This is a genomic window from Microtetraspora malaysiensis (assembly GCF_001528665.1).
GTDB lineage: Bacteria > Actinomycetota > Actinomycetes > Streptosporangiales > Streptosporangiaceae > Microtetraspora_A > Microtetraspora_A malaysiensis.
This window is the reverse complement of sequence record NZ_BBYJ01000014.1, coordinates 75,404-99,134: the sequence shown is the minus strand read 5'-3', so window position 1 is coordinate 99,134 and position 23,731 is coordinate 75,404. Positions and strand designations below refer to the sequence as shown.

The 23,731-nt window shown below is 72.9% G+C and carries 23 protein-coding genes; 21 read left to right on the top strand and 2 right to left on the bottom strand.

What is annotated here, in order from left to right; translation table 11 throughout:
* The first annotated feature begins 90 nt into the window (after positions 1-90).
* The 8 genes from AWQ71_RS18930 to AWQ71_RS18895 are packed head-to-tail and all read left to right on the top strand — an operon-like array spanning position 91 to position 9,181.
* Complete coding sequence (locus tag AWQ71_RS18930) at positions 91-1,200, top strand: NDMA-dependent alcohol dehydrogenase (RefSeq protein WP_067134977.1); 1,110 nt, start codon at positions 91-93, stop codon at positions 1,198-1,200.
* A 22-nt stretch (positions 1,201-1,222) separates the two neighbouring features.
* Positions 1,223-2,695, top strand: a complete 1,473-nt coding sequence (locus AWQ71_RS18925) for an aldehyde dehydrogenase family protein (protein WP_067134975.1) — start codon at positions 1,223-1,225, stop codon at positions 2,693-2,695.
* Complete coding sequence (locus AWQ71_RS18920; protein ID WP_174550726.1) at positions 2,682-3,653, top strand: TIGR03560 family F420-dependent LLM class oxidoreductase; 972 nt, start codon at positions 2,682-2,684, stop codon at positions 3,651-3,653. The genes AWQ71_RS18925 and AWQ71_RS18920 overlap by 14 nt, the downstream gene beginning before the upstream one ends.
* Positions 3,654-3,678: 25 nt before the next feature.
* On the top strand, positions 3,679-4,797 hold the full coding sequence (locus AWQ71_RS18915) for an NDMA-dependent alcohol dehydrogenase (protein ID WP_067134974.1): 1,119 nt from the start codon (positions 3,679-3,681) through the stop codon (positions 4,795-4,797).
* A gap of 28 nt (positions 4,798-4,825) precedes the next feature.
* Positions 4,826-6,115, top strand: coding sequence for a phenylacetate--CoA ligase family protein (locus AWQ71_RS18910; protein WP_067134972.1), 1,290 nt, complete (start codon positions 4,826-4,828; stop codon positions 6,113-6,115).
* Between the two features lie 43 nt (positions 6,116-6,158).
* The gene (locus AWQ71_RS18905) at positions 6,159-6,992 is read left to right on the top strand and encodes an SDR family NAD(P)-dependent oxidoreductase (RefSeq protein WP_218001852.1); all 834 of its coding nucleotides are present in this window, start codon (positions 6,159-6,161) and stop codon (positions 6,990-6,992) included.
* Between the two features lie 57 nt (positions 6,993-7,049).
* Positions 7,050-8,156, top strand: coding sequence for a zinc-dependent alcohol dehydrogenase (locus tag AWQ71_RS18900; protein ID WP_067134970.1), 1,107 nt, complete (start codon positions 7,050-7,052; stop codon positions 8,154-8,156).
* 20 nt (positions 8,157-8,176) lie between these two features.
* The gene (locus AWQ71_RS18895) at positions 8,177-9,181 is read left to right on the top strand and encodes an amidohydrolase family protein (protein ID WP_067134967.1); all 1,005 of its coding nucleotides are present in this window, start codon (positions 8,177-8,179) and stop codon (positions 9,179-9,181) included.
* Between the two features lie 111 nt (positions 9,182-9,292).
* On the opposite strand, the gene AWQ71_RS18890 is transcribed toward AWQ71_RS18895, so the two are convergent.
* Positions 9,293-10,756, bottom strand: coding sequence for an aldehyde dehydrogenase family protein (locus tag AWQ71_RS18890; protein ID WP_067134965.1), 1,464 nt, complete (start codon positions 10,754-10,756; stop codon positions 9,293-9,295).
* Positions 10,757-11,021: 265 nt separating this feature from the next.
* On the opposite strand from AWQ71_RS18890, the gene mdlC reads away from it, so the two are divergent.
* The 13 genes from mdlC (at position 11,022) to AWQ71_RS41740 (ending at position 22,767) form a co-directional block, all read left to right on the top strand.
* Entirely contained in the window at positions 11,022-12,629 is a 1,608-nt protein-coding gene (gene mdlC, locus AWQ71_RS18885) for a benzoylformate decarboxylase (RefSeq protein ID WP_067134963.1), read from the top strand.
* Between the two features lie 176 nt (positions 12,630-12,805).
* Complete coding sequence (locus tag AWQ71_RS18880) at positions 12,806-14,134, top strand: MFS transporter (RefSeq protein ID WP_067134961.1); 1,329 nt, start codon at positions 12,806-12,808, stop codon at positions 14,132-14,134.
* Positions 14,135-14,307: 173 nt separating this feature from the next.
* Positions 14,308-15,819 (top strand): sensor histidine kinase, encoded by a 1,512-nt coding sequence (locus AWQ71_RS18875; RefSeq protein ID WP_169806593.1) that lies wholly within the window; start codon positions 14,308-14,310, stop codon positions 15,817-15,819.
* Positions 15,816-16,496, top strand: a complete 681-nt coding sequence (locus AWQ71_RS18870) for a response regulator transcription factor (RefSeq protein ID WP_067134959.1) — start codon at positions 15,816-15,818, stop codon at positions 16,494-16,496. The genes AWQ71_RS18875 and AWQ71_RS18870 overlap by 4 nt, the downstream gene beginning before the upstream one ends.
* Before the next feature lie 251 nt (positions 16,497-16,747).
* The gene (locus tag AWQ71_RS18865; RefSeq protein ID WP_245658359.1) at positions 16,748-17,743 is read left to right on the top strand and encodes a PDR/VanB family oxidoreductase; all 996 of its coding nucleotides are present in this window, start codon (positions 16,748-16,750) and stop codon (positions 17,741-17,743) included.
* A gap of 172 nt (positions 17,744-17,915) precedes the next feature.
* Complete coding sequence (locus AWQ71_RS18860) at positions 17,916-18,647, top strand: PIG-L deacetylase family protein (protein ID WP_067135224.1); 732 nt, start codon at positions 17,916-17,918, stop codon at positions 18,645-18,647.
* Positions 18,648-18,655: 8 nt separating this feature from the next.
* Complete coding sequence (locus AWQ71_RS18855; protein WP_245658358.1) at positions 18,656-19,363, top strand: 4-carboxy-4-hydroxy-2-oxoadipate aldolase/oxaloacetate decarboxylase; 708 nt, start codon at positions 18,656-18,658, stop codon at positions 19,361-19,363.
* The gene (locus tag AWQ71_RS18850; RefSeq protein WP_067134955.1) at positions 19,356-20,219 is read left to right on the top strand and encodes a DODA-type extradiol aromatic ring-opening family dioxygenase; all 864 of its coding nucleotides are present in this window, start codon (positions 19,356-19,358) and stop codon (positions 20,217-20,219) included. The genes AWQ71_RS18855 and AWQ71_RS18850 overlap by 8 nt, the downstream gene beginning before the upstream one ends.
* On the top strand, positions 20,216-20,512 hold the full coding sequence (locus tag AWQ71_RS42675) for a hypothetical protein (protein WP_067134952.1): 297 nt from the start codon (positions 20,216-20,218) through the stop codon (positions 20,510-20,512). The genes AWQ71_RS18850 and AWQ71_RS42675 overlap by 4 nt, the downstream gene beginning before the upstream one ends.
* Before the next feature lie 38 nt (positions 20,513-20,550).
* Entirely contained in the window at positions 20,551-21,579 is a 1,029-nt protein-coding gene (locus AWQ71_RS18840) for a Rieske 2Fe-2S domain-containing protein (RefSeq protein WP_084259040.1), read from the top strand.
* Complete coding sequence (locus AWQ71_RS18835) at positions 21,576-22,283, top strand: alpha/beta hydrolase (RefSeq protein ID WP_067134950.1); 708 nt, start codon at positions 21,576-21,578, stop codon at positions 22,281-22,283. The genes AWQ71_RS18840 and AWQ71_RS18835 overlap by 4 nt, the downstream gene beginning before the upstream one ends.
* Before the next feature lie 56 nt (positions 22,284-22,339).
* A complete protein-coding gene (locus AWQ71_RS18830; protein WP_066946341.1) occupies positions 22,340-22,624 on the top strand; it encodes a muconolactone Delta-isomerase family protein in 285 nt (94 codons plus the stop codon).
* Positions 22,621-22,767: a hypothetical protein gene (locus tag AWQ71_RS41740; protein WP_157570433.1), complete on the top strand. Its 147-nt coding sequence runs from the start codon at positions 22,621-22,623 to the stop codon at positions 22,765-22,767. The genes AWQ71_RS18830 and AWQ71_RS41740 overlap by 4 nt, the downstream gene beginning before the upstream one ends.
* 123 nt (positions 22,768-22,890) lie before the next feature.
* Here the strand turns inward: AWQ71_RS41740 and AWQ71_RS18825 are convergent, their stop codons facing one another.
* Positions 22,891-23,562, bottom strand: a complete 672-nt coding sequence (locus AWQ71_RS18825; protein ID WP_067134948.1) for a hypothetical protein — start codon at positions 23,560-23,562, stop codon at positions 22,891-22,893.
* Positions 23,563-23,731: the final 169 nt, after the last annotated feature.

The window sequence follows — 23,731 nt, the reverse complement described above, 5'->3', positions numbered from 1 at the left end:
CCGCGTACGGCCTCACCTGCGACTTTCCGCTGAATCCGCCCGTACCGCGGCCGCCGTCGCGGCCACTCGAGAATCAGGAGACGGGGCTCAATGAGCATGACCACTCGCGCCGCGATCTGCCGGGAACCCGGCAGGCCGTGGGAGATCACCGACGTCGAGCTGGACGAGCCGCGGGCGAACGAGGTCCGCATCAAATTCATGGCCGCGGGGCTGTGCCACTCCGACGACCACATCCAGAAGGGCGACGCCGCGATGCGGTTCCCGGTCGTCGGCGGGCACGAGGGCGCCGGCATCGTGGACGCCGTCGGCGAGTCCGTGACCCGGGTGGCGGTCGGCGACCACGTCGTCTGCTCCTTCATCCCTGCGTGCGGGGCCTGCCGCTACTGCTCCACCGGTCGGCAGAACCTCTGCGACGCGGGCAAGAACGCCTCCACTGGCATGTTCCTCGACGACAGCTTCCGCTTCCACCTGGACGGGGAGGACCTCGGCGGTCTCTGCGTCCTCGGCACCTTCTCCGAGTACGCGGTGGTGTCGGAGTTCTCCTGCATCCGTATCCCGGACGACATCCCGTTCGAGATCGGCGCGCTGGTGGGCTGCGGCGTGCCGACCGGCTGGGGTTCGGCGGTGTACGCCGCCGGGGTCCGGGCCGGCGACACCGTCGTGGTGTACGGCTCCGGCGGGGTCGGCAGCAACGCGGTGCAGGGCGCGCGCTTCGCCGGGGCGAAGAACGTCGTCGTGGTGGACCCGGTGCCGTTCAAGCGGGAGATGGCCGAGGTGTTCGGCGCCACGCACACGTTCGCCGACGCCGCCGAGGCGCACGACTTCGTCGTCGACACCACCTGGGGCGAGCTCGCCGACCACGCGATCATCACGGTCGGCGTGCTGCACAACGAGGTCATCGAGCACGCGCTGAACGTGGTCGGCAAGAGCGGCCAGGTGACGGTCACCGCCGTCGGCAACGGCTCGCTCGACGCCCACCCCGGCATGCTCATCGGGTACCAGCGGCGGGTGCAGGGCGCGATCTTCGGCGGCTGCAACCCGCTCCACGACGTCCCGCGCCTGCTGGAGCTGTACCGCTCGGGCGACCTCAAGCTCGACGAGCTGATCACTCGTACGTACCGCCTGGACGAGGTCAACCAGGGCTACCAGGACATGTTGGACGGCAAGAACATCCGCGGCGTGATCGTCCACGAGCACTGACACGAGCACTGAGGAGCATCTGATGACGACTGTCCTTCCCGGCTCGGGAGTCGACTCCCTGCAGGTCGACGACGTGCACCTGATCGGCGGGGAGTGGGTCCCCGCGATCGGCGGCGAGACGATCGACGTGATCAACCCGGCCACCGGCGAGGTCCTCGGGCGGGTGCCGCGCGGCACCGCCGCCGACGTGGACGCCGCGGTGCGGGCGGCCGCCGCGGCCTTCCCCGCCTGGCGCGACACCAACGCGACGGCGCGCGGCGCCCTGATCCAGCGGTGGGCCCAGCTCATCGAGCAGCACGAGGCCGAGCTGGACCGGCTCGAGTCCAAGGAGGTGGGCCGCCCGCACTGGGGCCCGCCGCCGATGGCCCGCATCCTCACCTTCGTCGCCGGTCAGGCCGACAAGGTCCTCGGCCACTCGATGCCGACGTACTCGCCGGACGTGCTCGGGCTGACCCTGCGCGAGCCGTACGGCGTGGTGGGCAGCGTCATCCCGTGGAACGCCCCCGGTCCGATGTTCGTCAACGATGTCGGCCCCGCCATCGCGGCCGGCAACACCATCGTGATCAAGCCGGCCGAGGACGCCCCGCTCACCCCGCTGGCGCTGGCCCGGCTCGCGCAGCGGGCGGGCATCCCCGCGGGCGTGATCAACGTGGTGACCGGCTACGGCCACGAGGCGGGCGCCGCCATCCCGGCCCACCCGGGCATCAACCGGATGAGCTTCACCGGCTCGCCGCAGACCGGCTCGCTGGTGATGGCGGCCTGCGCGAAGAACCTCATCCCGGTGCACCTGGAGCTGGGCGGCAAGTCGCCGCAGGTCCTGCTGGACGACGCCGACCTGGACGCGGCGATACCCGCGATCGCCGCCGGCATCACGCTGAACACCGGCCAGATCTGCGCCGCCGGGTCCCGCGTCGTGGTGGACCGGAGCATCCACGCCGAAGTCGTGCGCCGCCTGGCCGAGCACATGCGCCAGGTGAAGGTCGGGCCGTGGCACCAGCAGGTCCAGATGGGCCCGCTGATCAACGGCAAGCAGCATGACCGGGTGCTCGACTACATGCGGATCGGCAGGGAAGAGGGCGCCGAGCTGGTCACCGGCGGCGGCGTCCCCGAGGGTGAGCTGTTCGAGCGCGGCTTCTTCGTCGAGCCCACCCTGTTCGACCGGGTGGACCCGGGGATGCGGATCGCCCAGGAGGAGATCTTCGGGCCGGTCCTGTCGGTGATCCCGGTGGACGGCGAGGGTGAGGCCCTCGAGGTGGCCAACGGCACCGAGTACGGGCTGGTCGCCTCGGTATGGACCCGCGACGTCGGCCGCGCGGTACGGATGTCGCGCGGGCTGCAGGCCGGCCAGGTCGCGGTGAACGCCGCGCTCGGCGGCGGAGTGATCGGCGCTCCGTTCGGCGGCTACAAGCGCAGCGGCTTCGGCCGGACCATGAGCGCGGAGCATGTGCTCGAGTACACCCAGGTGAAGGCGGTGTCCATCCGTGGCACGCGCTGACCGTCGCGGCATCCGGCTGCGGGTCCTGATGGAGCCCCGGCACGGATCCACCTACGACGACATCCTCGCCCTCGCGCTGACCACCGAGCGGACCGGGTTCGACGCGTTCTTCCGCTCCGACCATCTGATGGGCGTCGACCCCGCGGACCGCACGTACCGGCCGACCGACTGCTGGACCACGCTGGGCGGCCTGGCCCGCGACACCCGGCGGGTACGGCTCGGCGCGCTGATGGGCGCGGCCACGTTCCGCGCGCCCGGCCTGCTGGCCACCATCGTCGCCTCCGTCGACGAGATGAGCGGCGGCCGGGTGGAGCTGGGGCTCGGCACCGGCTGGTACGCCCGCGAGCACGCCGCGTTCGGCCTGCCGTTCCCGGAGACCGCCGAGCGGTTCGACCGGCTGGAGGAGCAGCTCGCGATCATCACCGGGCTGTGGCGCACCCCGGCCGGTGACGAGGAGGGCTTCTCCTTCGCCGGGAAGCACTTCGAGATCGAGGCCAACCGCACCCCGCCGCGGCCGGCGCAGACGCCGCATCCGCCGATCCTGGTCGGCGGCACCGGCCCCCGGCGCACTCCGGCCATCGCGGCGAAGTACGCGACCGAGTTCAACTCGGCGCTCGGCGGAGACCTGCGCGAGCGGTTCGACGTGTTCTCCCGCGCCTGTGAGGCGATCGGCCGCGACCCGGCGGAGCCGCGCCGGTCGTCGGTGCTGCCGGTCGCCTGCGGCTCCACGCCCGCGGAGGTGGAGCGCCGGGCCGCCGTCATCGGCTCGGAGTTCATGCGTACCAACGCGGCGATCGGCTCGCCCGAGCTGGTTGTGGAGCGGATCGAGGAGCTGAGCATGCTCGGCGTCGACACCGTCTACCTGCACATTTACGACATCCACGACCTCGACCACGTCGAGCTGATCGGCGCCGAGGTCCTCCCGCACGTCACGGCGTTGGAGATCGCGGAGCCGTGAGCGCCGCGACAGAACGGGGAAACCGATGAGCATCACCACCCGCGCTGCCATTGCCCGCCGGCCGCACGCCGGCTGGGAGCTGGCCGACCTGCAGCTCGACGAGCCGAAGGCGCACGAGGTCCGCGTCAAGTTCCACGCCGCCGGACTGTGCCACTCCGACGACCACATCACCGCGGGCGACGCCCCGGTGCGGTTCCCGATCGTCGGCGGGCACGAGGGCGCCGGCGTCGTCGAGTCCGTGGGCCCCGACGTCCGGCGGGTCAAGCCGGGCGACCGGATCGTCTGCTCCTACATCCCGGCCTGCGGCGCCTGCCGGCCCTGCTCGACCGGGCACCAGAACATGTGCGTCAAGGGACTGAACGCCGGCACCGGCATGTTCCTCGACGGCACCTACCGGTTCCACCTGGACGGGGAGGACCTCGGCGGGTTCTGCTCGCTCGGCACCTTCTCGCAGTACGCGGTGGTGTCGGAGTGGGCGGTCATCCCGCTCCCCGACGACATCCCGTTCGAGATCGGCGCGCTGGTGGGCTGCGGCGTGCCGACCGGCTGGGGCTCGGCGGTGTACGCCGCCGGGGTCCGGGCCGGCGACACCGTCGTGATCTTCGGCTCCGGCGGGGTCGGCAGCAACGCGGTGCAGGGCGCGCGGTACGCCGGGGCGAAGAACGTCGTCGTGGTGGACCCGGTGCCGTTCAAGCGGGAGATGGCCGAGGTGTTCGGCGCCACGCACACCTTCGCCGACGCCCGCGAGGCGCACGACTTCGTCGTCGAGACCACCTGGGGCCAGCTCGCCGACCACGTGATCTGCACCCCCGGCGTGCTCACCGAGGAGATCGTCAACGCCGCCGTGCAGATGACCGGCAAGGGCGGCAAGGTCACCGTGACCGCGGTCGGCAAGCTGACCGAGCGCGCCGCGCACGTGCACGCCGGCCACCTGATCGGCTACCAGCGGCAGGTGCGCGGCGCCCTCTTCGGCGACTGCAACCCGCTGTACGACGTGCCGAGGCTGCTCGGCCTGTATCGCTCAGGGGATCTCAAGCTCGACGAGCTGGTCACCCGGAAGTACCGGCTCGACGAGATCAACGATGCCTACCGCGACCTGGCCGACGGCAAGAACATCCGCGGCGTCGTCGTCCACGAGCACTGAGCGACCCGCATTCCTGGAAGGAACTTCTGTGTTCACACCTGGCTTCGTCGCGCCTGAGGACCGAGACGCGGTCACCGCGATGCTCCGTACCCAGCTCGACCGGCTGCCCGCCCGCTCGCCGTTCTACGCCGACCTGTTCGCCGAGCACGGGGTCGACCCGTCGGCGCTGATCTCGCTGGACGACCTGCGCAAACTGCCGTTCACCAGCAAGCAGATGCTGCGGGAGTCGCAGGCGGCGGGGCCCCCGCTCGGCCGGCACGCCGGGGTGGACATGACGGAGATCATCCGGGTGCACGCCTCCACCGGCACCACCGGCACGCCGAGCTGGGTCGGGGTCACCAGGCGCGACTCCGAGGCGTGGACCGAGATGGTGGCCCGGGCCTTCCACACCATGGGCGCCCGCCGTGAGGACGTCGTCCTGCACGGCTCGGGGCTCACCCTGTTCGTCGGCGGCCTGCCGATCCGCGACGCGCTGGAGCGGATCGGCGCCACGATGGTCCCGATCGGGACCGGCGCGTCGGACAAGGCCGTACTCGCGATGGACACCCTCGGCGTCACCGCGCTGCACGCCACCCCCTCGTACGTGCGCTACCTGGCCGAACATGTGCGCAAGCTGGGCCGGGACCCGCGGGAGTTCGGCATCCGCAAGATCTTCGTGGGCGGCGAGCCGGGCGGGGGCGAGCCGGCGTTCCGCCGGAACGTCGAGGAGGAGTGGGGCGCGCCGGTCACCGAGGGCCTCGGCAACGCCGACATGGCGCCGGTGCTGTTCGGCGAGGCGCCGGGCAGCGGCGGGATGCGCTACACCGGCGGCAAGCACGTGGTGGTGGAGCTGATCGACCCGGAGACCGGCGAGCCGGTCGTCCCGGAGCCCGGCGTCACCGGCGAGCTCGTCTACACGTCGGTGGACCGGGAGGCGTGCCCGCTGGTCCGGTTCCGCACCAGGGACCGGATCGTCGTCACCGGCCTGGCCCCGGACGGCGCGCCGCTGATCCGCTGCGTGGGCCGTACCGACGACATGCTGATCGTGCTCGGCGTCAACGTGTTCCCCTCGGCGGTGCGCGACCTGGTGCAGACCCTGCACCCGCGCACCAACGGCGCGATCCAGATCGTGCTGCCCGAGGAGGGCCCCCGGGTCGAGCCGCCGCTGCGGGTCGAGGCCGAGTGGGGCGACGAGCCCGGTGACCTGGACGGCCTCCGCCAGGAGATCGAGGGGCTCATCCGGTCCCGGCTGACCGTCCGGGCGGTCGTGACGCTCGTCCCGCCCGGCTCGATCGAGCGCTACGAGCTGAAGTCCCGGCTGACCCGGATCGCCGGCTGATCCCGGACCCCGCCCCCGAACCACGGACGCATGGAGGAGACCTATGTCCGACGACCCGTTGAACGATCCGTTCGCCGGAGCCGGCGAGCGATGGATGGAGGGCCGCACCGCGCTCGTCACGGGAGCCGGCCAGAACGGACGGTTGCCCGGCGTCGGCTACGCGATCAGCCGGCTCGTGGCCGCGCACGGCGCCCGCGTCGCGGTGCTCGACCGGGACGCGGACGCGGCCAAGCGCACCGTCGAGCGGATCGCGGCCGACGGCGGCGAGGCGATCGCGGTGGTCGCCGACGTCACCGACGACCGCGCCTGCGCCGATGCCGTCGCCGAGGTGACCGGCCGGTTCGGACGCCTCGACGCCCTGGTCAACAACGTCGCGGCCGGCGACCGAGCCGGACTGTTCGAGGTGACGCCCGAGCGGTTCGACCAGCTTGTCGACATCAACCTCAAGTCGGCCTGGCAGGTCACCCGGCACGCGGTGCCGGTGCTGCCGCGGGGCGCCGCCATCGTGAACATCTCGTCGGTCGGCGTGCGGATGCGCGGCCCCGGGATGGTCTACTGCGTGGCCAAGGCCGGGCTGGAGAACCTGACCGAGGGCGCGGCCACCACGCTCGGCCCGCAGGGCATCCGGGTCAACTGCGTCCAGGTGGGCGCGATCTGGGGCGCCTTCGCCGCCGCCAACATGTCCGAGGAGATGCGCGGCCCGCGCCGGGAGAGCACCGCGCTGAAGACCGAGGGCACCTCCTGGGACATCGCGCACGCCGCGCTGTTCCTGCTCAGCGACCGGGCCAGGTGGATCTCCGGGCACACCCTCGCCGTGGACGGCGGGCCGCCGCACCGCTTCCCGGCCGCGCCGCCGATCACCTCGGTGCCCTCCTGACGCGGCCGCGCGCCCGGACGAGCCAGACGGACCATCACGAGAGAGGCCACCTCATCAATGGGAGAGACCGTACGCGCCGCGGTGCAAGTCGGCCCCAGACAGATCGAGATCCGCGAGTTCCCGCGCCCGAAGATCGGCCCCGACGACGGCCTGCTGCGGGTCGAGGCCAACGGCATCTGCGGCAGCGACGTCGAGATGTACAAGGGCCACATGCGGATGGGCAGCGGGAAGCCCCTGGTGCCCGGCCACGAGCCGATGGGCATCATCGAGGAGATCGGCGAGCGGGCCGCGGCCCGGTGGGGCGTGCGGCCGGGCGACCGGGTGGCCCTGGAGGTCATCGTCCCCTGCCGTAACTGCCACAACTGCCTGATCGGGCGGTACCAGTCCTGCCCGAACCGCACGCTCGGCCACGGCGTGACCGGCATCGACGTGGAGCCGTCCCTGTGGGGCGGTCTCGCGGAGTATCTCTACCTCTCGCCGGGGGCGGTGCTGCACCGCATCGACGCGAGCCTCCCCGCCGAGGTCGCGTCCATGTTCAACCCATTGGGCGCCGGGGTGCGCTGGGCCTGCCACCTGGGCGGGATCCAGCTCGGCGACACCGTGCTGGTGCTCGGGGCCGGGCAGCGCGGCCTCGCCTCGGTCATCGCGGCCCGCGCCGCGGGCGCCGGGACCGTCATCGTCACCGGGCTGGAGGCCGACCGGCACAAGCTCGCGCTGGCGCGCGAGTTCGGCGCCGACCACACCATCGTGGTGGACGGCGACGAGGCGGAGGACACCGTCGAGCGGGTGCGTGAGATCACCTCCGGCGCGATGGCCGACGTGGTGCTCGAGCTGACCCCGATGGCCGCGAAGCCGATCACCGACGCGCTGCTCGCCGCCCGGCACGGCGGCCGGGTCGTGCTGGCCGGGCTGAAGGGCGACCGCGAGGTGCCGGTGCGCACCGACCTGGTGATCAACCGCGCGCTCACGCTCGTCGGCGCGTTCGGCGTGGACGCCCGCGCGTACGCGGAGGCGATCGCGATCATCGAGTCCGGCCGGTTCCCGCTGGAGAAGATGCACACCCACTCGTTCGGGCTGGACGAGACAGCGCTGGCCATGGAGACCCTCGCCGGCGAGGTGCCGGGCGAGGCCGCGATCCATGTCTCGGTGCACCCCAATTCCTGATCAGCGACCGGGAGGTCCGAATGCTCGTCGACGCCCACGCCCACCTGCTGCCGCGGGACTACCCGGAGGACGCCCCGGCGTGCTTCCCCCGGATGGAGGCCATCGACGGCGACACCGCGCGCCTGCTGGTGTTCGGGGCGATGCGGTTCCGCGCCCGTGACGTGTTCTTCCAGGCGGAGCGCCGGGTCGAGGAGATGAACGCGTCCGGCGTGGACGCCGAGGTGGTCACCCCGATGCCGCCGCTGCTGCGCTACGACCTGCCGGTCGCGGACGGGCTGGCGCTGGCCCGGCACGTCAACGAGTTCACCGCGACGCTGTGCGCCGTCGCGCCGGAGCGGATGATCGGCTTCGGCATGGTGCCGCTGCAGGATCCGGACGCCGCCGCGGCGGAGCTGGCCGCGATCCGCGCGGCCGGACTGCACGGCGTCGAGATCGCCTCCAACGTGCTGGGCGCCTCGATCGGCGACGAGCGGTTCCTGCCGTTCTTCGCCGAGGCGGAACGGCTCGACCTGCCGATCTTCGTGCACGCCATGCCGGCCGCGACGGACCGGCTGCCGTCGTCCGCGGCGGGCACGTACGTCGTCGGCCTGGAGGGGGCGCTGGCCGCCGCGTCGCTGATCACCGGAGGGACCGCGGCCAAGTGCCCGAACCTGCGGATCTCGTTCAGTCACGCGGCCGGCGGGTTCCCGCTCATGGTGCCGCGCGCCCAGTACTTCTGGAGCGGCTCGTGGAACGAGGAGCCGCCGAACCCGGAGCGTGCCGTCATGCCGGACGACGGCCCGTCCCCGCTGGAGTACGCGCGCCGGTTCTACTTCGACTCGATGGTGTTCGACTGGCGTGCCCTGCGGTACCTGGTCGACCTGCTCGGGCATGACCGGCTGCTCGTCGGGTCCGACTTCCCGGCGATGCTCAGGGAGGAGCCGGCCGGACGGTCGTTGCGGCTGCTCGGGCTGCCCGAGGAGGAGCTGGAGGACATCACCTGGCACAACGCCTTCCGGTTCCTCGGGATCGACCCGCCGCGCTGAGCCGGCGGGGTCGCGGGACGAGGCGTCGGCGGGGTCGTGATGGCAGGGCCCCGCCGACGCCTTCTCGTGCCGGTCGCCCGTTGGCCGGGCGACCGGCGTTCCCCGTGCGGGTCAGGCGGGGAAGCCCACCGAGTGGGTGTCCATGAACTCGCGGATGCCCTCGACGCCCATCTCTCGGCCCATGCCGCTGTGGTTGAACCCGCCGAACGGCGCCCGCTCGTCCAGGTGCGCCGCGCCGTGCGCGTTCACGAACGTGTAGCCGGTGCGCAGCCGGGCCGCGATGGCCGCGGCCCGCTCGGGGTCCTCCGTCCAGACCGAGGAGCACAGCCCCGACCAGGTGTCGTCGGCCCGGGCCACCGCGTCGTCCTCGTCGTCGAACGGCAGGATCGGCAGGGTCGGGCCGAACTGCTCCTCGACCACCACGCGGGCGTCGTCGGCCGGGTCCAGCACCAGGGACGGCCGCAGGAAGTTGCCGCGGGAGATGTCCTGGCCGTCGGCGGCCGCGCCGAACTCGCGCACCTCGGCGCCGGACGCGCGGGCCTGGTCGAGCAGCTCCCGGACGTAGTCCCGCTGCCGGGCGCTGTGCAGCGGCCCCATGGTGACCCCATCGGCCAGACCATGGCCCAGCCGGGTGGCGGCGAGCAGCTCGGACAGGCCCTCCACCACCTCGCCGTAGCGGGACCGGTGCACGTACAGGCGCTTGGTGGCCATGCAGATCTGTCCGGTGGAGTCGAAGACGCCGCCGAACAGCCGCCGCATCGCCTCCGGACCCAGGTCGGCGTCGGCCAGCACGATCGCCGGGTCGTTGCCGCCCAGCTCCAGCGCCACCCGGGTCAGCGACTCCGCGGCCATCGACATGATCCGCCGGCCGCCGAGGGAGCTGCCGGTGAAGCAGACCTTCTTCACCCGGTCGTCCTGGACCAGCGCCGCGCCGATCTCCGCGTCCGGGCCGGTGACCACGTTGAGTACGCCCGGCGGCAGCGCCCGCGCGACCATCTCGACGCTGCGCACGGTCGCCAGCGGCGCGGTGGGCGGCGGCTTCACCACGACGGTGTTGCCGGCCAGCAGCGCCTGCGGCAGCGAGGCGGCCAGGATCGCGAGCGGCCAGTTGAACGGCACGATGATCGTCACGACGCCGAGCGGCAGGTAGGAGATCTCGGTCCGGTACGGCGGAGCCGGCAGGGTGGTCACCCGCCCGACCTCCCCGGCCAGGCCGACGGCGAGCCGGAAGCGGTGCTCGAACACGATGGAGTCGATGACGGACTCCATCCGGATCTTGCCGTTCTCGCGGGTAAGCACCTCGGCCGTGGCCGGGCGGTCCGCCTCCAGCGGCGCCAGCGCGGCGGTCAGCAGCGCGGCGCGCTCATCCGGGGCGAGGGCCGCCCAGGCGGGGAAGGCCCGGTGCGCCGCGGCGACCGCGGACTCGGCCTGCTTGGCGTCGGCGGCCGCGGCGTAGCCGACCACCGACGCGCCGTCGGCCGGGTCGATCACCCGCAGCGCGTCGCCGGCCTCCCGTGTCTCACCGTCGATGTAGAGGTGGGTCCTGATCTCGGGTAGCTGGTCCAGGGGGGTCATGGCTCACCTCGAAGTCGTCGCCGGGCGGGACCGCGGATCGCGTCCCCGCATGCGTCCGGCCACGCTACAGCGCGGCGCGGCGCTTTCCGGCAGGCATCGGACCTGGTCACGGCGGTGCGATCCGGCAGGTGCGACCGCGACATCTGACGTAGCCGCGCCGCGCGCGCGGACGGTTGTCCCGCCGTCGCCGCGGCGGCTAGTGTGCGCGGACTCGCCGCCGGGGTGATCCGCCCGGACCGGCCTGTCGATGGTTTGGAGGAACCTCATGCCGACCGTTCGCGACACGACGTACGACCTGCTGCGCACCTGGGGGCTGACCACCGTGTTCGGCAACCCCGGCTCGAACGAGCTGCCGTTCCTGGACGGCTTCCCGGCGGACTTCCGCTACGTGCTCGGGCTGCACGAGGGGGCGGTCCTGGCGATGGCCGACGGGTACGCCCAGGCCACCGGCCGCCCGGCGCTGGTCAACCTGCACTCGGCGGCCGGGCTCGGCAACGCGATGGGCAACCTGGCCAACGCCCGCGCCTCGAACACGCCGCTGGTGGTGACGGCGGGACAGCAGGCTCGCGCCATGATCGGGCTGGGTTCGGTACTGGCCGAACCGGAGATGACCCGGGTGCCCGAGCCGCACGTGAAGTGGGCGTTCGAGCCGGCCAGGGCGCAGGACGTGCCGCGCGCGCTGTCGGAGGCGTTCCACCTGGCCATGCTGCCTCCGGCGGGTCCGGTGTTCGTGTCGCTGCCGCTGGACGACTGGGCTCGCGAGGTGGACGCGGACGAGGTGGCGCACCTGGGCGCCCGGCGGGTGCGCGCGGCCGGCGCCGCCACCCCGGAGCTGGTCGCCGAGCTGGCCGACCGGCTGGTCCGGGCGCAGGCTCCGGCGCTGGTGGTGGGGCCCGAGGTGGACGATGAGCGGGCCTTCGCGACGGTGGTCGCGCTGGCTGAGCGGCTGGCCGTGCCCGTGTGGACCGCGCCGACCCCGCCGCGCTGCCCCTTCCCGACCCGGCACCCGCTCTGGCGCGGCGTGCTGCCGCCGAGCATCGCCGGGGTGGCCGAGCACCTGACCGGCCACGACCTGGTGCTGGTCCTCGGCGCGCCGGTGTTCCGTTACCACGCCCACCGGCCGGGGCCGTGGCTGCCGGCGGGCGCCGAGCTGGTCGCGGTGAGCGCCGACCCGGCGTCGGCGGCGCGGGCCGCCTTCGGCGACGCCCTGGTGGCCGACGTCGCCGCGGTGGCCGCCCAGCTTCTCGACGCGCTTCCCGACACGCCCGCCCGGCCCGCGCCCGCGCCCGCGCCGATCGAACGCCCCGTCGAGGGCGAGCCCGGGGACGCCCCGTTCCGGGCGGGTGAGGTGTTCGCGCTGATGGCGCGGACCCTGCCGCGCGGCGTCCGCATGGTCAACGAGTCCACCTCGAACACCAGCCAGTTCTGGGAGCACCTCGACCTCGCCGGGCCGCGCGGGCTGTTCTTCCCCGCCGCCGGCGGACTGGGGTTCGGGCTGCCCGCGGCGGTCGGCGTGGCGCTGGCCGACCCGGGCCGCCCGGTGGTCGCCGTGCTCGGCGACGGTGCGGTGCAGTACGGCGTGGCCGGGCTGTGGACCGCGGCGCAGTGGAACCTGCCGATCACGTTCGTGGTGCTGCGCAACGGCACGTACGGCGCGCTGCGCGGGTTCGTGGACCAGCTCGGCGTCACCGGCACGCCCGGGCTCGACCTGCCCGGCATGGACGCGGTGCGGATCGCGGAGGGGTACGGCCTGCCCGCCCGGCGGATCGCGGGCGGCGCCGAGCTCGCGGCGGAACTGGCCGCCGTGGCGCCGGACCGCGGCCCCCGCCTGGTCGAACTGTCGATCTTGGGGGAGACCCGCAGGCTGGGGTGAGCCGGGGTGCGCGGCCGCCCGTCACGCGACACATGACGTAGGCGCGCCGCCACAGAAGACCCACGACTCGGCGTGTCCCGCTCACTTACATTCCGTAGAGCCCGTGAGACCTTCGACACATTCGGGGAGGTCTCACGCCCCTATCTGCCATCCGGCGTCCAGAGGAGTACCCATCCGTGGCCCTATCGCCAACTTCCACCGGCCCGTCTAAAAAGGGCATCTTCGCGGCCAGCTTCGTCGGCACGTCCATCGAGTGGTACGACTACTACATCTTCGGCACCGCCGCCGCGCTCGTGTTCGGAAGCCTGTTCTTCCCGGAGTTCTCCTCCGTGGCGGGCACCCTCGCCTCCCTCGCCACCTTCGCCGTCGGGTTCATCGCCCGCCCGCTGGGCGCCGCGATCATCGGCCACTTCGGTGACCGGATCGGCCGCAAGTCGATGCTGGTCCTCACCCTGCTGCTGACCGGCGGCTCGACCTTCCTCATCGGTGTGCTGCCCACCTACGCGGCCATCGGGGTCGGGGCGCCGCTGCTGCTCGTCACCCTCCGCCTGGTCCAGGGTTTCGGCGTCGGGGGCGAGTGGGGTGGCGCGATCCTGATCGCCACCGAGCACGCCTCTCCACGCCGCCGCGCCGTCTACGGCAGCTTCGCCCAGTTCGGCGTCCCGGTCGGCGTGCTGACCTCCAACCTGGCGTTCCTGGCCGTCTCCGGCATGTCCAACGACGCCTTCATGTCGTACGGCTGGCGCATCCCGTTCCTGCTCAGCGCGCTGCTGGTGGTGGTCGGCTTCCTGGTCCGCAGCAGGCTGCACGACGCGCCGGAGTTCGAGCGGATGAAGGAGTCCCAGAGCGTCAGCAAGGCTCCGGTCTCCGAGCTGTTCCGGCGGGAACCGCGCAAGCTGCTGATGGCCAGCCTGGCCTCCATCGCGCCGCCCGCGATCGGCTTCACGGTGATCGTCTACATGCTCACCTACGGCACCAAGGTCGTCGGATTCGACCGGAGCACGCTGCTCACCCTGATCCTGCTGTCCACCCTGGTGTGGATCGGCACGATCGTGGTGTCGGCCGTCCTCTCCGACCGATTCGGCTCGAAGAGGATCTACGTCATCGGCACGCTGACCGCCGTGGTGTGGCCGATCCCGATGTTCGCCCTGGTCGACACCAAGAGCACCGGGCTGGCGCTGCTCGCCTTCATCGGCGCGGCGATCGTGCAGGGCATCATGGCCGGTGCGCAGGGCGGCCTGTTCACCGAGATCTTCGATGTGCGGATCCGCTACAGCGGTATCTCGATCGCGTACCAGCTGGGCGGCATGATCGGCGGTGCGGTCACCCCGTTGGTGCTGACCGCGCTGTTCGACGCCTACAACTCCTCGACCCTGATCGCCTGCTACGTGGCCGGTCTCTCGCTGGTCAGCTTCGTGGGCATCCTCGGGCTGCGCGGCGGGGCGGCTGTCCAGGAGGAGCGGCCGGTGGACGCGGCGGCGACGGCGGCGGAGGCGGCCGGGTAGGGCCACCGCCACTTCCCCAGGCGCCCGGACGCGTTCTGTGTCCGGGCGCCACGCTGCGTCATTGCCGGATTTTTACCTTGTAGTACTATTTTTGACGAAAGTCACAGTGGCGCGAGGCAGAGGTACGAAGCGACGTGGCACCCCCTGTCGGCGCTGCCCGGCAACCAGGCTCGGTGGACGAATCCACGCTGCGGGTCCTGCTGGAGGTGTCCGCCGACGGCCTGGCAGTACTGGACGGCGACGGCCGGTTCGCCTCGGTCAACCCCGCCGCCACGCACATCCTCGGGCTTCCCGCCGCGGAGCTGCTCGGCCGACGGGCCCCCTTTCCCCTCGACGACCGCCCGGATTCCGGGGAGCGGCCGCGCGCCTCGTGGTCCGCGCCGGACGGACGGCGGCGCGACCTCGACTACCGCGTCGCCCCGCTGGAGCGCGGCGGCCACGCGGTCTGGTTCAGCGATGTCACCGACGCCCTCAGGCAGCGGGAGCGGCTGACCGCCATCGTCCGGGCCGCCTCCAGCGTCGCCGACACCGCCTCGCTGCGCGCCACCCTCGACGCGGTGGCGCGCGAGGTGGTGATGACCGGGAACATCACGGCGGCGCAGATCCTCGCCCTCGACGACCCGCGCGAGGAGTTGCGGGTACTCGGCATGGCCGGCTTCGGCGACGCCCACGACTTCACCGAACGGCTCAGCGCCTGCCGCCGGCGGGGCGCCCGGATGCACTTCATGGACGCGTTCGAACGCGGCGCCCCGGTGGTGGTCCGGCACCGTAAGCGGGTCATCATGGCCGACCCGTCCTGGGCCCCGCTGCACGCGATCATGGGCTACCCCGACTGGGACGGCTTCGCCGCCGTGCCGCTGGTGGCGCGCGGCCACACCGTCGGCGTGATCAACGCGTACTACATGCCCGGGGAGGACCCCGGGGCCGGCTCGCTCGCCTTCCTGGAGGCGATGGCCGACCACGCCGCGGTCGCCATCGACATCGCCTCGCTGATGGCGCAGACCCGATCGCACGAGCGCCGCCGGCTGGCGCGGGACCTGCACGACTCCGTGGTGCAGCAGCTCTTCTCCATGCGGATGCAGGCCAAGGCGCTGCGCGCCCAGCTCGACGGGCCGGACGCGGACCCGGCCCGGGTGCGTCGCGGCGCCGAGGAGCTGGCCGAGCTCTCGCAGAGCGCGCTGGCCGACCTGCGCGGGCTGGTGTTCGAGCTGCGCCCGCTCGACCTGGCCGAGCGCGGCCTCGTCGACGCCGTACGCGCGCACGCCGCCGGGGTCGAGGCGCGTACCGGCCTGGTCGTGGACGTGCAGGCGCCCCCCGGCGCGGACCTGGACCTCGCCCTCGACGTTCAGGAGGACCTGTACCGCATCGTCCAGGAGGCCCTGCACAACGTGGTCAAGCACGCCCGCGCCGGCACGGTGGAGATCAGGTTCCGCCGGTCGGCCGGCGGCGGCCTCGCGGTCGCGGTGACCGACAACGGCTGTGGCAAGGGACGCGCGGCGGGCGAGGCCGCGAGCGGCGGGCCCGGCCGGGACACGCTCGGCCTGGTCTCCATGCGCGAACGGGCACAGCGGTGGGGCGGCCTGCTCACCGCAGGCCCCCGGGCCGAAGGCGGCTGGACCGTCGGCGTGACACTTCCGGGCCCCGGCACGCGCCGCGCGGGCACCGGAGAGGGGAGGAACCGATGACCGGTGAGAGGACCGCGACCGAGGTCATCCGCGTCATGGTGGTCGACGACCACGCCATCGTACGGAGGGGCCTGCTCGCCTACGTGGAGACCGTGCCCACCCTTGAGGTGGTGGGGGAGGCGGCCGACGGGCAGCAGGCGGTCGCCCAGCTCCGGCAGTGGCAGACCCTCGGCGAGCCGCTGCCGGACGTGGTGCTGATGGACCTGCAGATGCCGAAGATGGGCGGCGTGGAGGCGACCGAGGCGATCACCCGGGCGCACCCCGAGGTGAAGGTCGTCGTGCTGTCCAGCTTCGGCGAGGCGGAGCGGGTGCACGCCGCGCTCGCCGCCGGCGCGGCCGGTTACCTGCTCAAGGACGCCGACCCGGACGAGGTGGTCACCGCCATCCGGGCCGCCGCCGACGGCGAGGTGCACCTGGACTCCGCCGTGGCCCGCCAGCTCACCCGGCGGATGGCCGCGCCGCACGTCGGGCTCAACGCGCTGACCGCGCGGGAGCGGGAGATCCTCACCCTGGTCGCGCAGGGCAACTCCAACCGGGACATCGCCGACCGGCTGGCGATCAGCGAGCGCACCGCGCGGACCCACGTCAGCAACGTACTGACCAAGCTCCAGCTCTCCTCGCGCACCCAGGCGGCGCTGCTCGCCATCCGCGAGGGCCTCATCCCGCCGCCCGCCTGACCCGCCCGCCTGACCCGCCCGCCTGACCCGCCCGCCTGACCTGCCCGCCTGACCTGCCCGCCTGATCCGCTCAGCGGGGAGAAACCGCCGGAACCGCGACGGATGACGTAGACCCGACCGGCCGCATCGGTCGCCCCGGTGCTGACATCGGGCCGATTACCCGCGCGGCCCGGATTCCTAGGGTTGTCCATGGGCACGGCCGCCTGGCCGCGCCGCACACCTGTGACAACGCCAGGGAGGTCAGCGCCATCGTGATCGCGTCCCCCGTCCTCGACGCCCACGCGTCCACGACCCGCACCGTCTCGGACTTCGAAGCCGACCTCGTCGTCGTCGCCCGCCGGGACCGGGCCGAGGGCGTCGTCGGCGTGGAGTTCGCGCTGCCGTCCGGCGGCGCGCTGCCCGCGTGGACGCCCGGCGCGCACATCGACGTGGTGATCCCCGGCGGGCCGACCCGCCAGTACTCGCTCTGCGGCGACCCGGCCGACTCCGCCCACTGGCGGATCGCGGTGCTGCGCGAGGCCGACGGCCGCGGCGGCTCCCGCTGGATCGCCGACGAGCTCGCCGAGGGCGCCACCCTGCGGGTGCGCGGCCCACGCAACAACTTCCCGTTGCGGCCGTCCGGCCGGTACCTGTTCGTGGCCGGCGGCATCGGCATCACCCCCCTGCTGCCGATGATCAAGGAGGCGGACGCCGCAGGAGCGGACTGGGTGCTGCACTACGGCGGCCGCGGCCGCCCCTCGATGGCGTTCCTCGACGAGCTGTCCCGGTACGGCGACCGGGTCCGGATCCACCCGCAGGACGAGGCCGGCCCGCTCGACCTGGACGCGCTGCTCGGCGCCCCCGCCGCGGACACCCTGGTCTACTGCTGCGGCCCGGCCGGCCTGATCGAGGCGGTCGAGCTGCGCTGCCGCGCCTGGCCCGCCGGCGCCCTGCACGTCGAGCGGTTCGCCGCGGCCCCGGTGGAGACCGGCGCGGCCGACACCGCCTTCGACGTCGTCTGCGCCCGCTCCGGGCTCACCGTCGCGGTGCCCGCGGACACCAGCATCCTGGACGCCGTGGAGCGGGCCGGGGTGGACGTGCTGTCCTCCTGCACCGAGGGCATCTGCGGCACCTGCGAGACCGCCGTGCTGGAAGGCGAGCCGGACCACCGCGACTCGCTGCTCACCGACGAGGAGAAGGCCGCGGGCGACACGATGATGATCTGCGTCTCCCGCTGCCGGAGCGCCCGGCTGGTTCTGGACCTCTGACGGCGCCCCCGACCGGGCCCTCAGACCGCGCCCTCTGACTCGCCCTCCGACGTCGGTCCGGCCGCCGCCACCGGGCGTCCCTTCCGCCGCGACGCCCCCGCGATCCTCCTGCGAATCCCCCCGCGCATCCCCTCCCGCGAACCCCCTCACGTGAATGGAGAAGGACATCACCATGTCAGACATCCCCCAGCACCCCTCCGTGCTGGTGATCAGCGCGCACTCCGGCGACTTCGTCTGGCGTGCGGGCGGCGCCATCGCGCTGTCCGCGCGGCGCGGCTCCAGCGTGCACGTGCTGTGCCTGAGTTTCGGCGAACGAGGCGAGTCGCAGGGCCTGTGGAAACAGGAGGGGATGACCGTCGAACGGGTCAAGGAGGCCAGGCGGGCCGAGGCGTCCGCCGCGGCCGAGGTGCTCGGCGCGAGCATCGAGTTCCTCGACCTCGGCGACTACCCGCTGCGCGTCGGTGAGGACGCCGTGGACCGGATCGTCGGCGTGATGCGCGAGCGGCAGCCCGACATCCTGCTCACCCACGTCGCGAACGACCCGTACAACCGGGACCACAACCAGGCGCACGAGACCACCCTGCTCACCCGGATGGTCGCCCAGGCGCACGGGCACGACCGGAGCACCCGCCCGCTCGGCGCCGCGCAGGTGTTCCAGTTCGAGCCGCACCAGCCGGAGGTGTGCGGGTTCGCGCCGGACCTGCTGCTGGACATCAGTCCGGTCTTCGACGTGAAGGCCGAGGCGATGAACCGCATGACCGCCCAGGAGCACCTGGTCCGCTACTACACCGACCTCGGCCTGCGCCGCGGCGTCCAGGCGGTGCGCAACGGCGCGCCGAAGACGGTCACGCACGCCGAGGCGTACCAGAGGACCTTCCCGACCGTGGGGGACGAGCTGCGATGAGCGGGCACGTGATCGTACGGACTCGGCGCCGGCCCGACCCCGAGGCCGTCGCGGTGTTCGAGCGGCTCGGGGTGGCCACCGCGCACGAGGCGATGGGCCGCCGCGGCCTCACCGACGCCGTGCTGCGCCCGATCTACCCGGGCGCGCGCGTCGCGGGCCGGGCCGTCACCGTGCTCAGCCAGCCCGGCGACAACCTGATGATCCACGCCTGCATCGAGCAGTGCGGGCCCGGCGACGTGCTGGTCGTCGCCACCACGTCGCTGTCCACCGACGGCATGTTCGGCGAGCTGTTCGCCACCCAGCTCGCGGCCAGGGGAGTGCGCGGCCTGGTCATCGACGCGGGCGTGCGCGACGTGGCCGAGCTGACCGCGATGGGGTTCCCCGCCTGGTCGCGGGCGATCTCCGCGCAGGGCACGGTCAAGGCCACCCCCGGCTCGGTGAACGTCCCGGTGGTGGTCGCCGGAGCGTACATCAGGCCCGGCGACGTGATCGTCGCCGACGACGACGGCGTACTGGTCGTGCCGCACGAGGACGCGTCGCAGGTGGCGGCCACGGCGCTGGCCAGGGAGGCCGCCGAGCAGGGCAAGCGCGAGAAGTTCCGGTCCGGGGTGCTCGGCCTGGACCTGTACGGCATGCGCGAGACGCTCGCGCGACTCGGCGTGACCTACGTGGACGAGGAGCCGGAGGGTCCGGCCAGGGGAGGCAGTGATGGGTGAGATCGTCGCCGCTATGGCCGGGGTGCACGCGCCCCAGCTGCTGCAGAAGTTCGCCGGCGAGGAGGAGGAGAAGCTCCAAGCCAGCCGCGACGCGCTGCTCGACCTGGGGCGCGTCCTCGACGAGACGCGGCCGGACGTGCTGCTCGTGGTCGGCACCGACCACCTGGAGACCTTCTCGCTCGACCTGGTGCCGACGTTCACCCTGGTCACCGGGGAGCACGCCACCGGCGAGTTCGGCGGAGAGCACTTCCGGCGCCCGATCCACCGGGAGCTGGCCACCGCCCTGCTCGAAGGGCTGATCGAGCGCGGCTTCGACCTGGCGTACTCGCAGCGGGCCGAGCTGGGCCACGCGTTCGCCACGCCGTTCCGGTTCGTGCTCGGCGACCGGGACATCCCGGTCATCCCGCTGCTGGTCAACGTCTACCTGCCGCCGCTGCCGAGCGGGCGTCGGTGCGAGGCGCTGGGACGGGCGATCGGCGAGGTGATCGCGGGCCGTCCGGAGCGGGTCGCCATCCTGGCCAGCGGTGGCATGTCGCACTTCCCCGGCACGCCGCGCTATCCGCGGCCGGAGTTCGCCTTCGACGAGTGGATCATCGAGCGGATCGAGGCGAACGACCTGGACCCGATCCTCGACCTGACCCCGCCGCAGCTCGACGAGGTCGGCGAGGGCGAGCTGCTCGCCTGGTTCGTGCTGTGGGGCGCGATGGGCCGCCGGGCCCCGGGCCGGGTGCTCAGCTACCAGAAGGTGTGGCACCACGGGCAGGGCGTCGTCGTCTGGGACCCGGCCGAGCCGGCCGCCGCCGGCAAGAACGCCGGCAAGAACGCCGTGAAGAGCGCAGAGGAGGTGGCCTCGTGAGTCGCACGCCCCCCTTCGATTTCAAGAACGAGGGCTACAACTTCTACCGGTACCCGGACCCCGCGAGCTACGCGTTCAACCGGCTGCTCCGTGACTTCCGCGACCCGGCCCTGCGCCGCCGCTACCTCGACGACCCGCAGGGTCTGGTCGCCGAGTACGAACTCTCCGACGCCGAGGCCGCCGCGCTGGCCACCCTCGACGTCGACACCTGCGTCGAGGCCGGAGCGCATCCGCTGCTGGCCTGGACCGGCTGCCGGATGACGGCCCGCGACCGCGACGCCGCAGGTTCCTGACAGCAGCCACCCGCACCGTTTCACTGAGGAGTATCCCCATGGGTTCGCTGACACCGCTGGTGAAGAACGGCTGGTACATCGGCGCGTGGTCCGACGAGATCGGCCGCACACTCATGCAGCGCTGGATCGTCGGCCGCCCCGTCTGCTTCTACCGCCTGCAGGACGGCACGGTCAACGCGATCGAGGACCGCTGCCCGCACCGCAAGTACCCGCTCTCGCTGGGCCGGCTGGACGGCGACGTCATCGAGTGCAACTACCACGGGTACCGGATCGACGGCTCCGGCGGCTGCGTCGGCGTCGCCGAGCAGTCCGACAGGCCCAAGGCGTCCGTGCACAGGTTCCCGCTCGTGGAGCGGGACGGCGTGGTGTGGATCTGGCCGGGCGACCCGGAGCTGGCCGACCCCGGCCTGCTGCCCGACACCTCCTGGCTGACCGACCCCGGCTGGACCCACGTGCACGGCGTCGTGCCGCTGAAGGCCAGGCAGCTCCTGCTCGTGGAGAACCTGCTCGACCTGACCCACGAGACGTTCCTGCACCCGAGCAGCATCGGCAACGCGGCGGTCGCCGCGACCCCGATCGACGTGACCAGCGAGGGCGACCGGGTGTCCTTCACCCGGCACATGGTCGGCATCGAGGCGCCGCCCTTCTACGAGAAGTCGATGGGGCTGACCTCGCCGATCGACCGCTGGCAGGACGGCGACTTCTACGCCCCGGGCGTCTTCCAGCTCAACATCCGGCTGGCGCCGACCGGCACCGAGGAGCCGGAGGGCTTCCACATGAAGGTCATCTACGGGATGACCCCGGCCACCGAGACCGAGACGCACGACTTCTTCGCCCTCGGCCGCGACTATCTCATCGACGACGAGAAGCTGTCGGAGTTCCAGCTCCAGCAGCAGCTCTCCGTGATGAAGGAGGACGTGGACGCGCTGGAGATCCAGGAGATCATGGTCGCCAGCGAGGGGCCGGGCGCCCGCGAGTCCAGCATCCGCTCCGACGTGGCGGGCCTGCGCGGCCGCCGCCTGCTGGAGAAGATGGCGGCGCGCGAGGCGGCGGTGGCCGCCCGATGAGCACCTTCGTCCTGGTCCACGGAGCCTGGCACGGCGGCTGGTGCTGGGACCGGGTGGCGCCGCTGCTGCGGGCCACCGGCCACGAGGTCCACACGCCGACGCTGACCGGGCTGTCCGAACGGTCGCACCTGCTCTCCCCACTGGTCGGGCTGGACACCCACGTCGAGGACGTGGTCCGCCTGCTCGACACGCTTCAGCTGACGGACGTGGTGCTGGTCGGGCACAGCTACGCCGGGCAGGTGATCACCGGGGTGGCGGACCGGCGGCCCGCCGCGATCGCCAGGCGCGTCCACCTGGACGCGTTCGTCGGCGCGGACGGCGAGGCCGCGCGGGACCTCCTCCCGGAGACGGTGGCCCACCACTGGGCCGAGTCCGCAGCCGGGCCCGGCTTCGGCTGGCTGGTCCCGGTCCGCTCGCTGTCCGTGCTCGGGGTGACCGAGCAGGCCGACGTGGACTGGCTGACCCCCAGGCTGACCCCGCATCCGTGGAAGACGTACACCGATCCGCTCCGGCTGACCGGCGCGGCGGACGGCGTGCCCGCGGCGTTCGTCGAATGCGTGAGCTGGATGCGGGTCTTCCGAGGGCAGGCGGAGCGCGCCAGGCGGCTCGGCTGGCCGGTCCGCGAGCTGGACACCGGACACGAGGCGATGGTCACCGCGCCCGAGGCGTTGGCCGGCGTCCTGATGGAGCTGGCCGGCGGCTGAGCCCGGCGAGCCCGCCACAGAAACGATCAAGAACGCTGGAGAGGAAGGAAGACGACGTGGAGTTCCTCGTCAGGTCCGAGAACCGCCTGCCCCCGACGACCCCCGCCGAGCAGCGGGAGGAGCTGCGGAAGGCCGAGCGTGCCCGCGCGGAGGAGCTGCGGGCCGCGGGCATCCTGAAGCGGTTGTGGCGGGTGCCCGGCCGTACCGCGACGGTCGGCCTGTACGAGGCGGCGGACCCCGCGGAGCTGCACGACGCGCTGATGTCGCTGCCGATGGCTCCCTGGCTGGACGTCACCGTCGAGGCGCTGGCCACGCACCCGCAGGAGCGGGGCCGGTCGTGAACGGCGAGGGCGCGCTCCGCGTGACCTTCCTGGGGACCGTCAGCGAGCTGGCGGGCGAGTGCTGGTGCGGACGGACGTACACCAGCGCCGACCCGCGGGAGATGTGGTCGTGGCTGGAGGAGCACGAGCACCGGCCGGTCTGACGGAGAGCCGCCCCGGTCCGGAACCGCGGCGGGCGGCGCCCAACCCGGAGGGCGTCGCCCGCCGTGCCCGGTTTCTGGGTGAATGCCGCATTCACCCGGAAACCGCGTCCGCCGCGTTCCCGGTCAGTCCGCGATGTAGCCGATCGAGCGCACCTCGTACCCGGACGAGCGCGACCCGGTGACGTGCATCAGCATGGCCCCGCCCTCGTACGAGTAGGCGCAGCTGAAGCCCTTCGGCTCGGCCGTGCACCCCTGGGGGTGGTACGTCACGCCGGCCGGGTCGTACTTCGTGCGGAACAGGGAGGAGACGGCCGCCGTCGAGGCGACCTCCAGCCCGCGGTCGCGATCACCCTTCTGCCACGCGGAGAACAGGTACGCCGCCGCGCTCGACGGACGGGTGAGGTGGCGGGACTCGTAGACCCGGTTCACCTTCGTCCCGGAGACGATCATCAGGATCCCGTTCAGGCCGCCCGGCACCCGGACGCTGGTGTGCGTGAACCGGCACCGGTTCCCGGTGCACCCGGCGAAGCCGTCCGGCGCGCGGTAGACGTAGGAGAACAGCGTGTTCACCGCGGACGGCGCGGCGACCCGGGCCGCCGCCGCGCGGTCGCCGCGCAGCCAGGCGCCGAACAGCCGCTTGGCGACCGTCGCCGGCGCGACCGGAGCGGTCCGGGCGGCCGGAACGGCGTGGCCACCCGACCCCGTCCCGGAGGCGGACGCGGAGGCGGGGGAGGGGAGCAACAGTGCGGCGGCGGCCATCGTCGCGGCCGCGCCCGCGAGCCATCGTGTCGACATGATCGGGACGCTACCGGTGCTCGCTTGCACCCGGTTTGCGCGGCGCTTGCCGGTGCCCGTCCGGCCGGGCAGAGAACCCTTCCATCCAGTGAAAACGCTGCTGATTCCGATCGGCCCAATCCGGATAGTGGGAGACGACCCGCAGGTTCGAAGGAGCTCTGAATCCCAC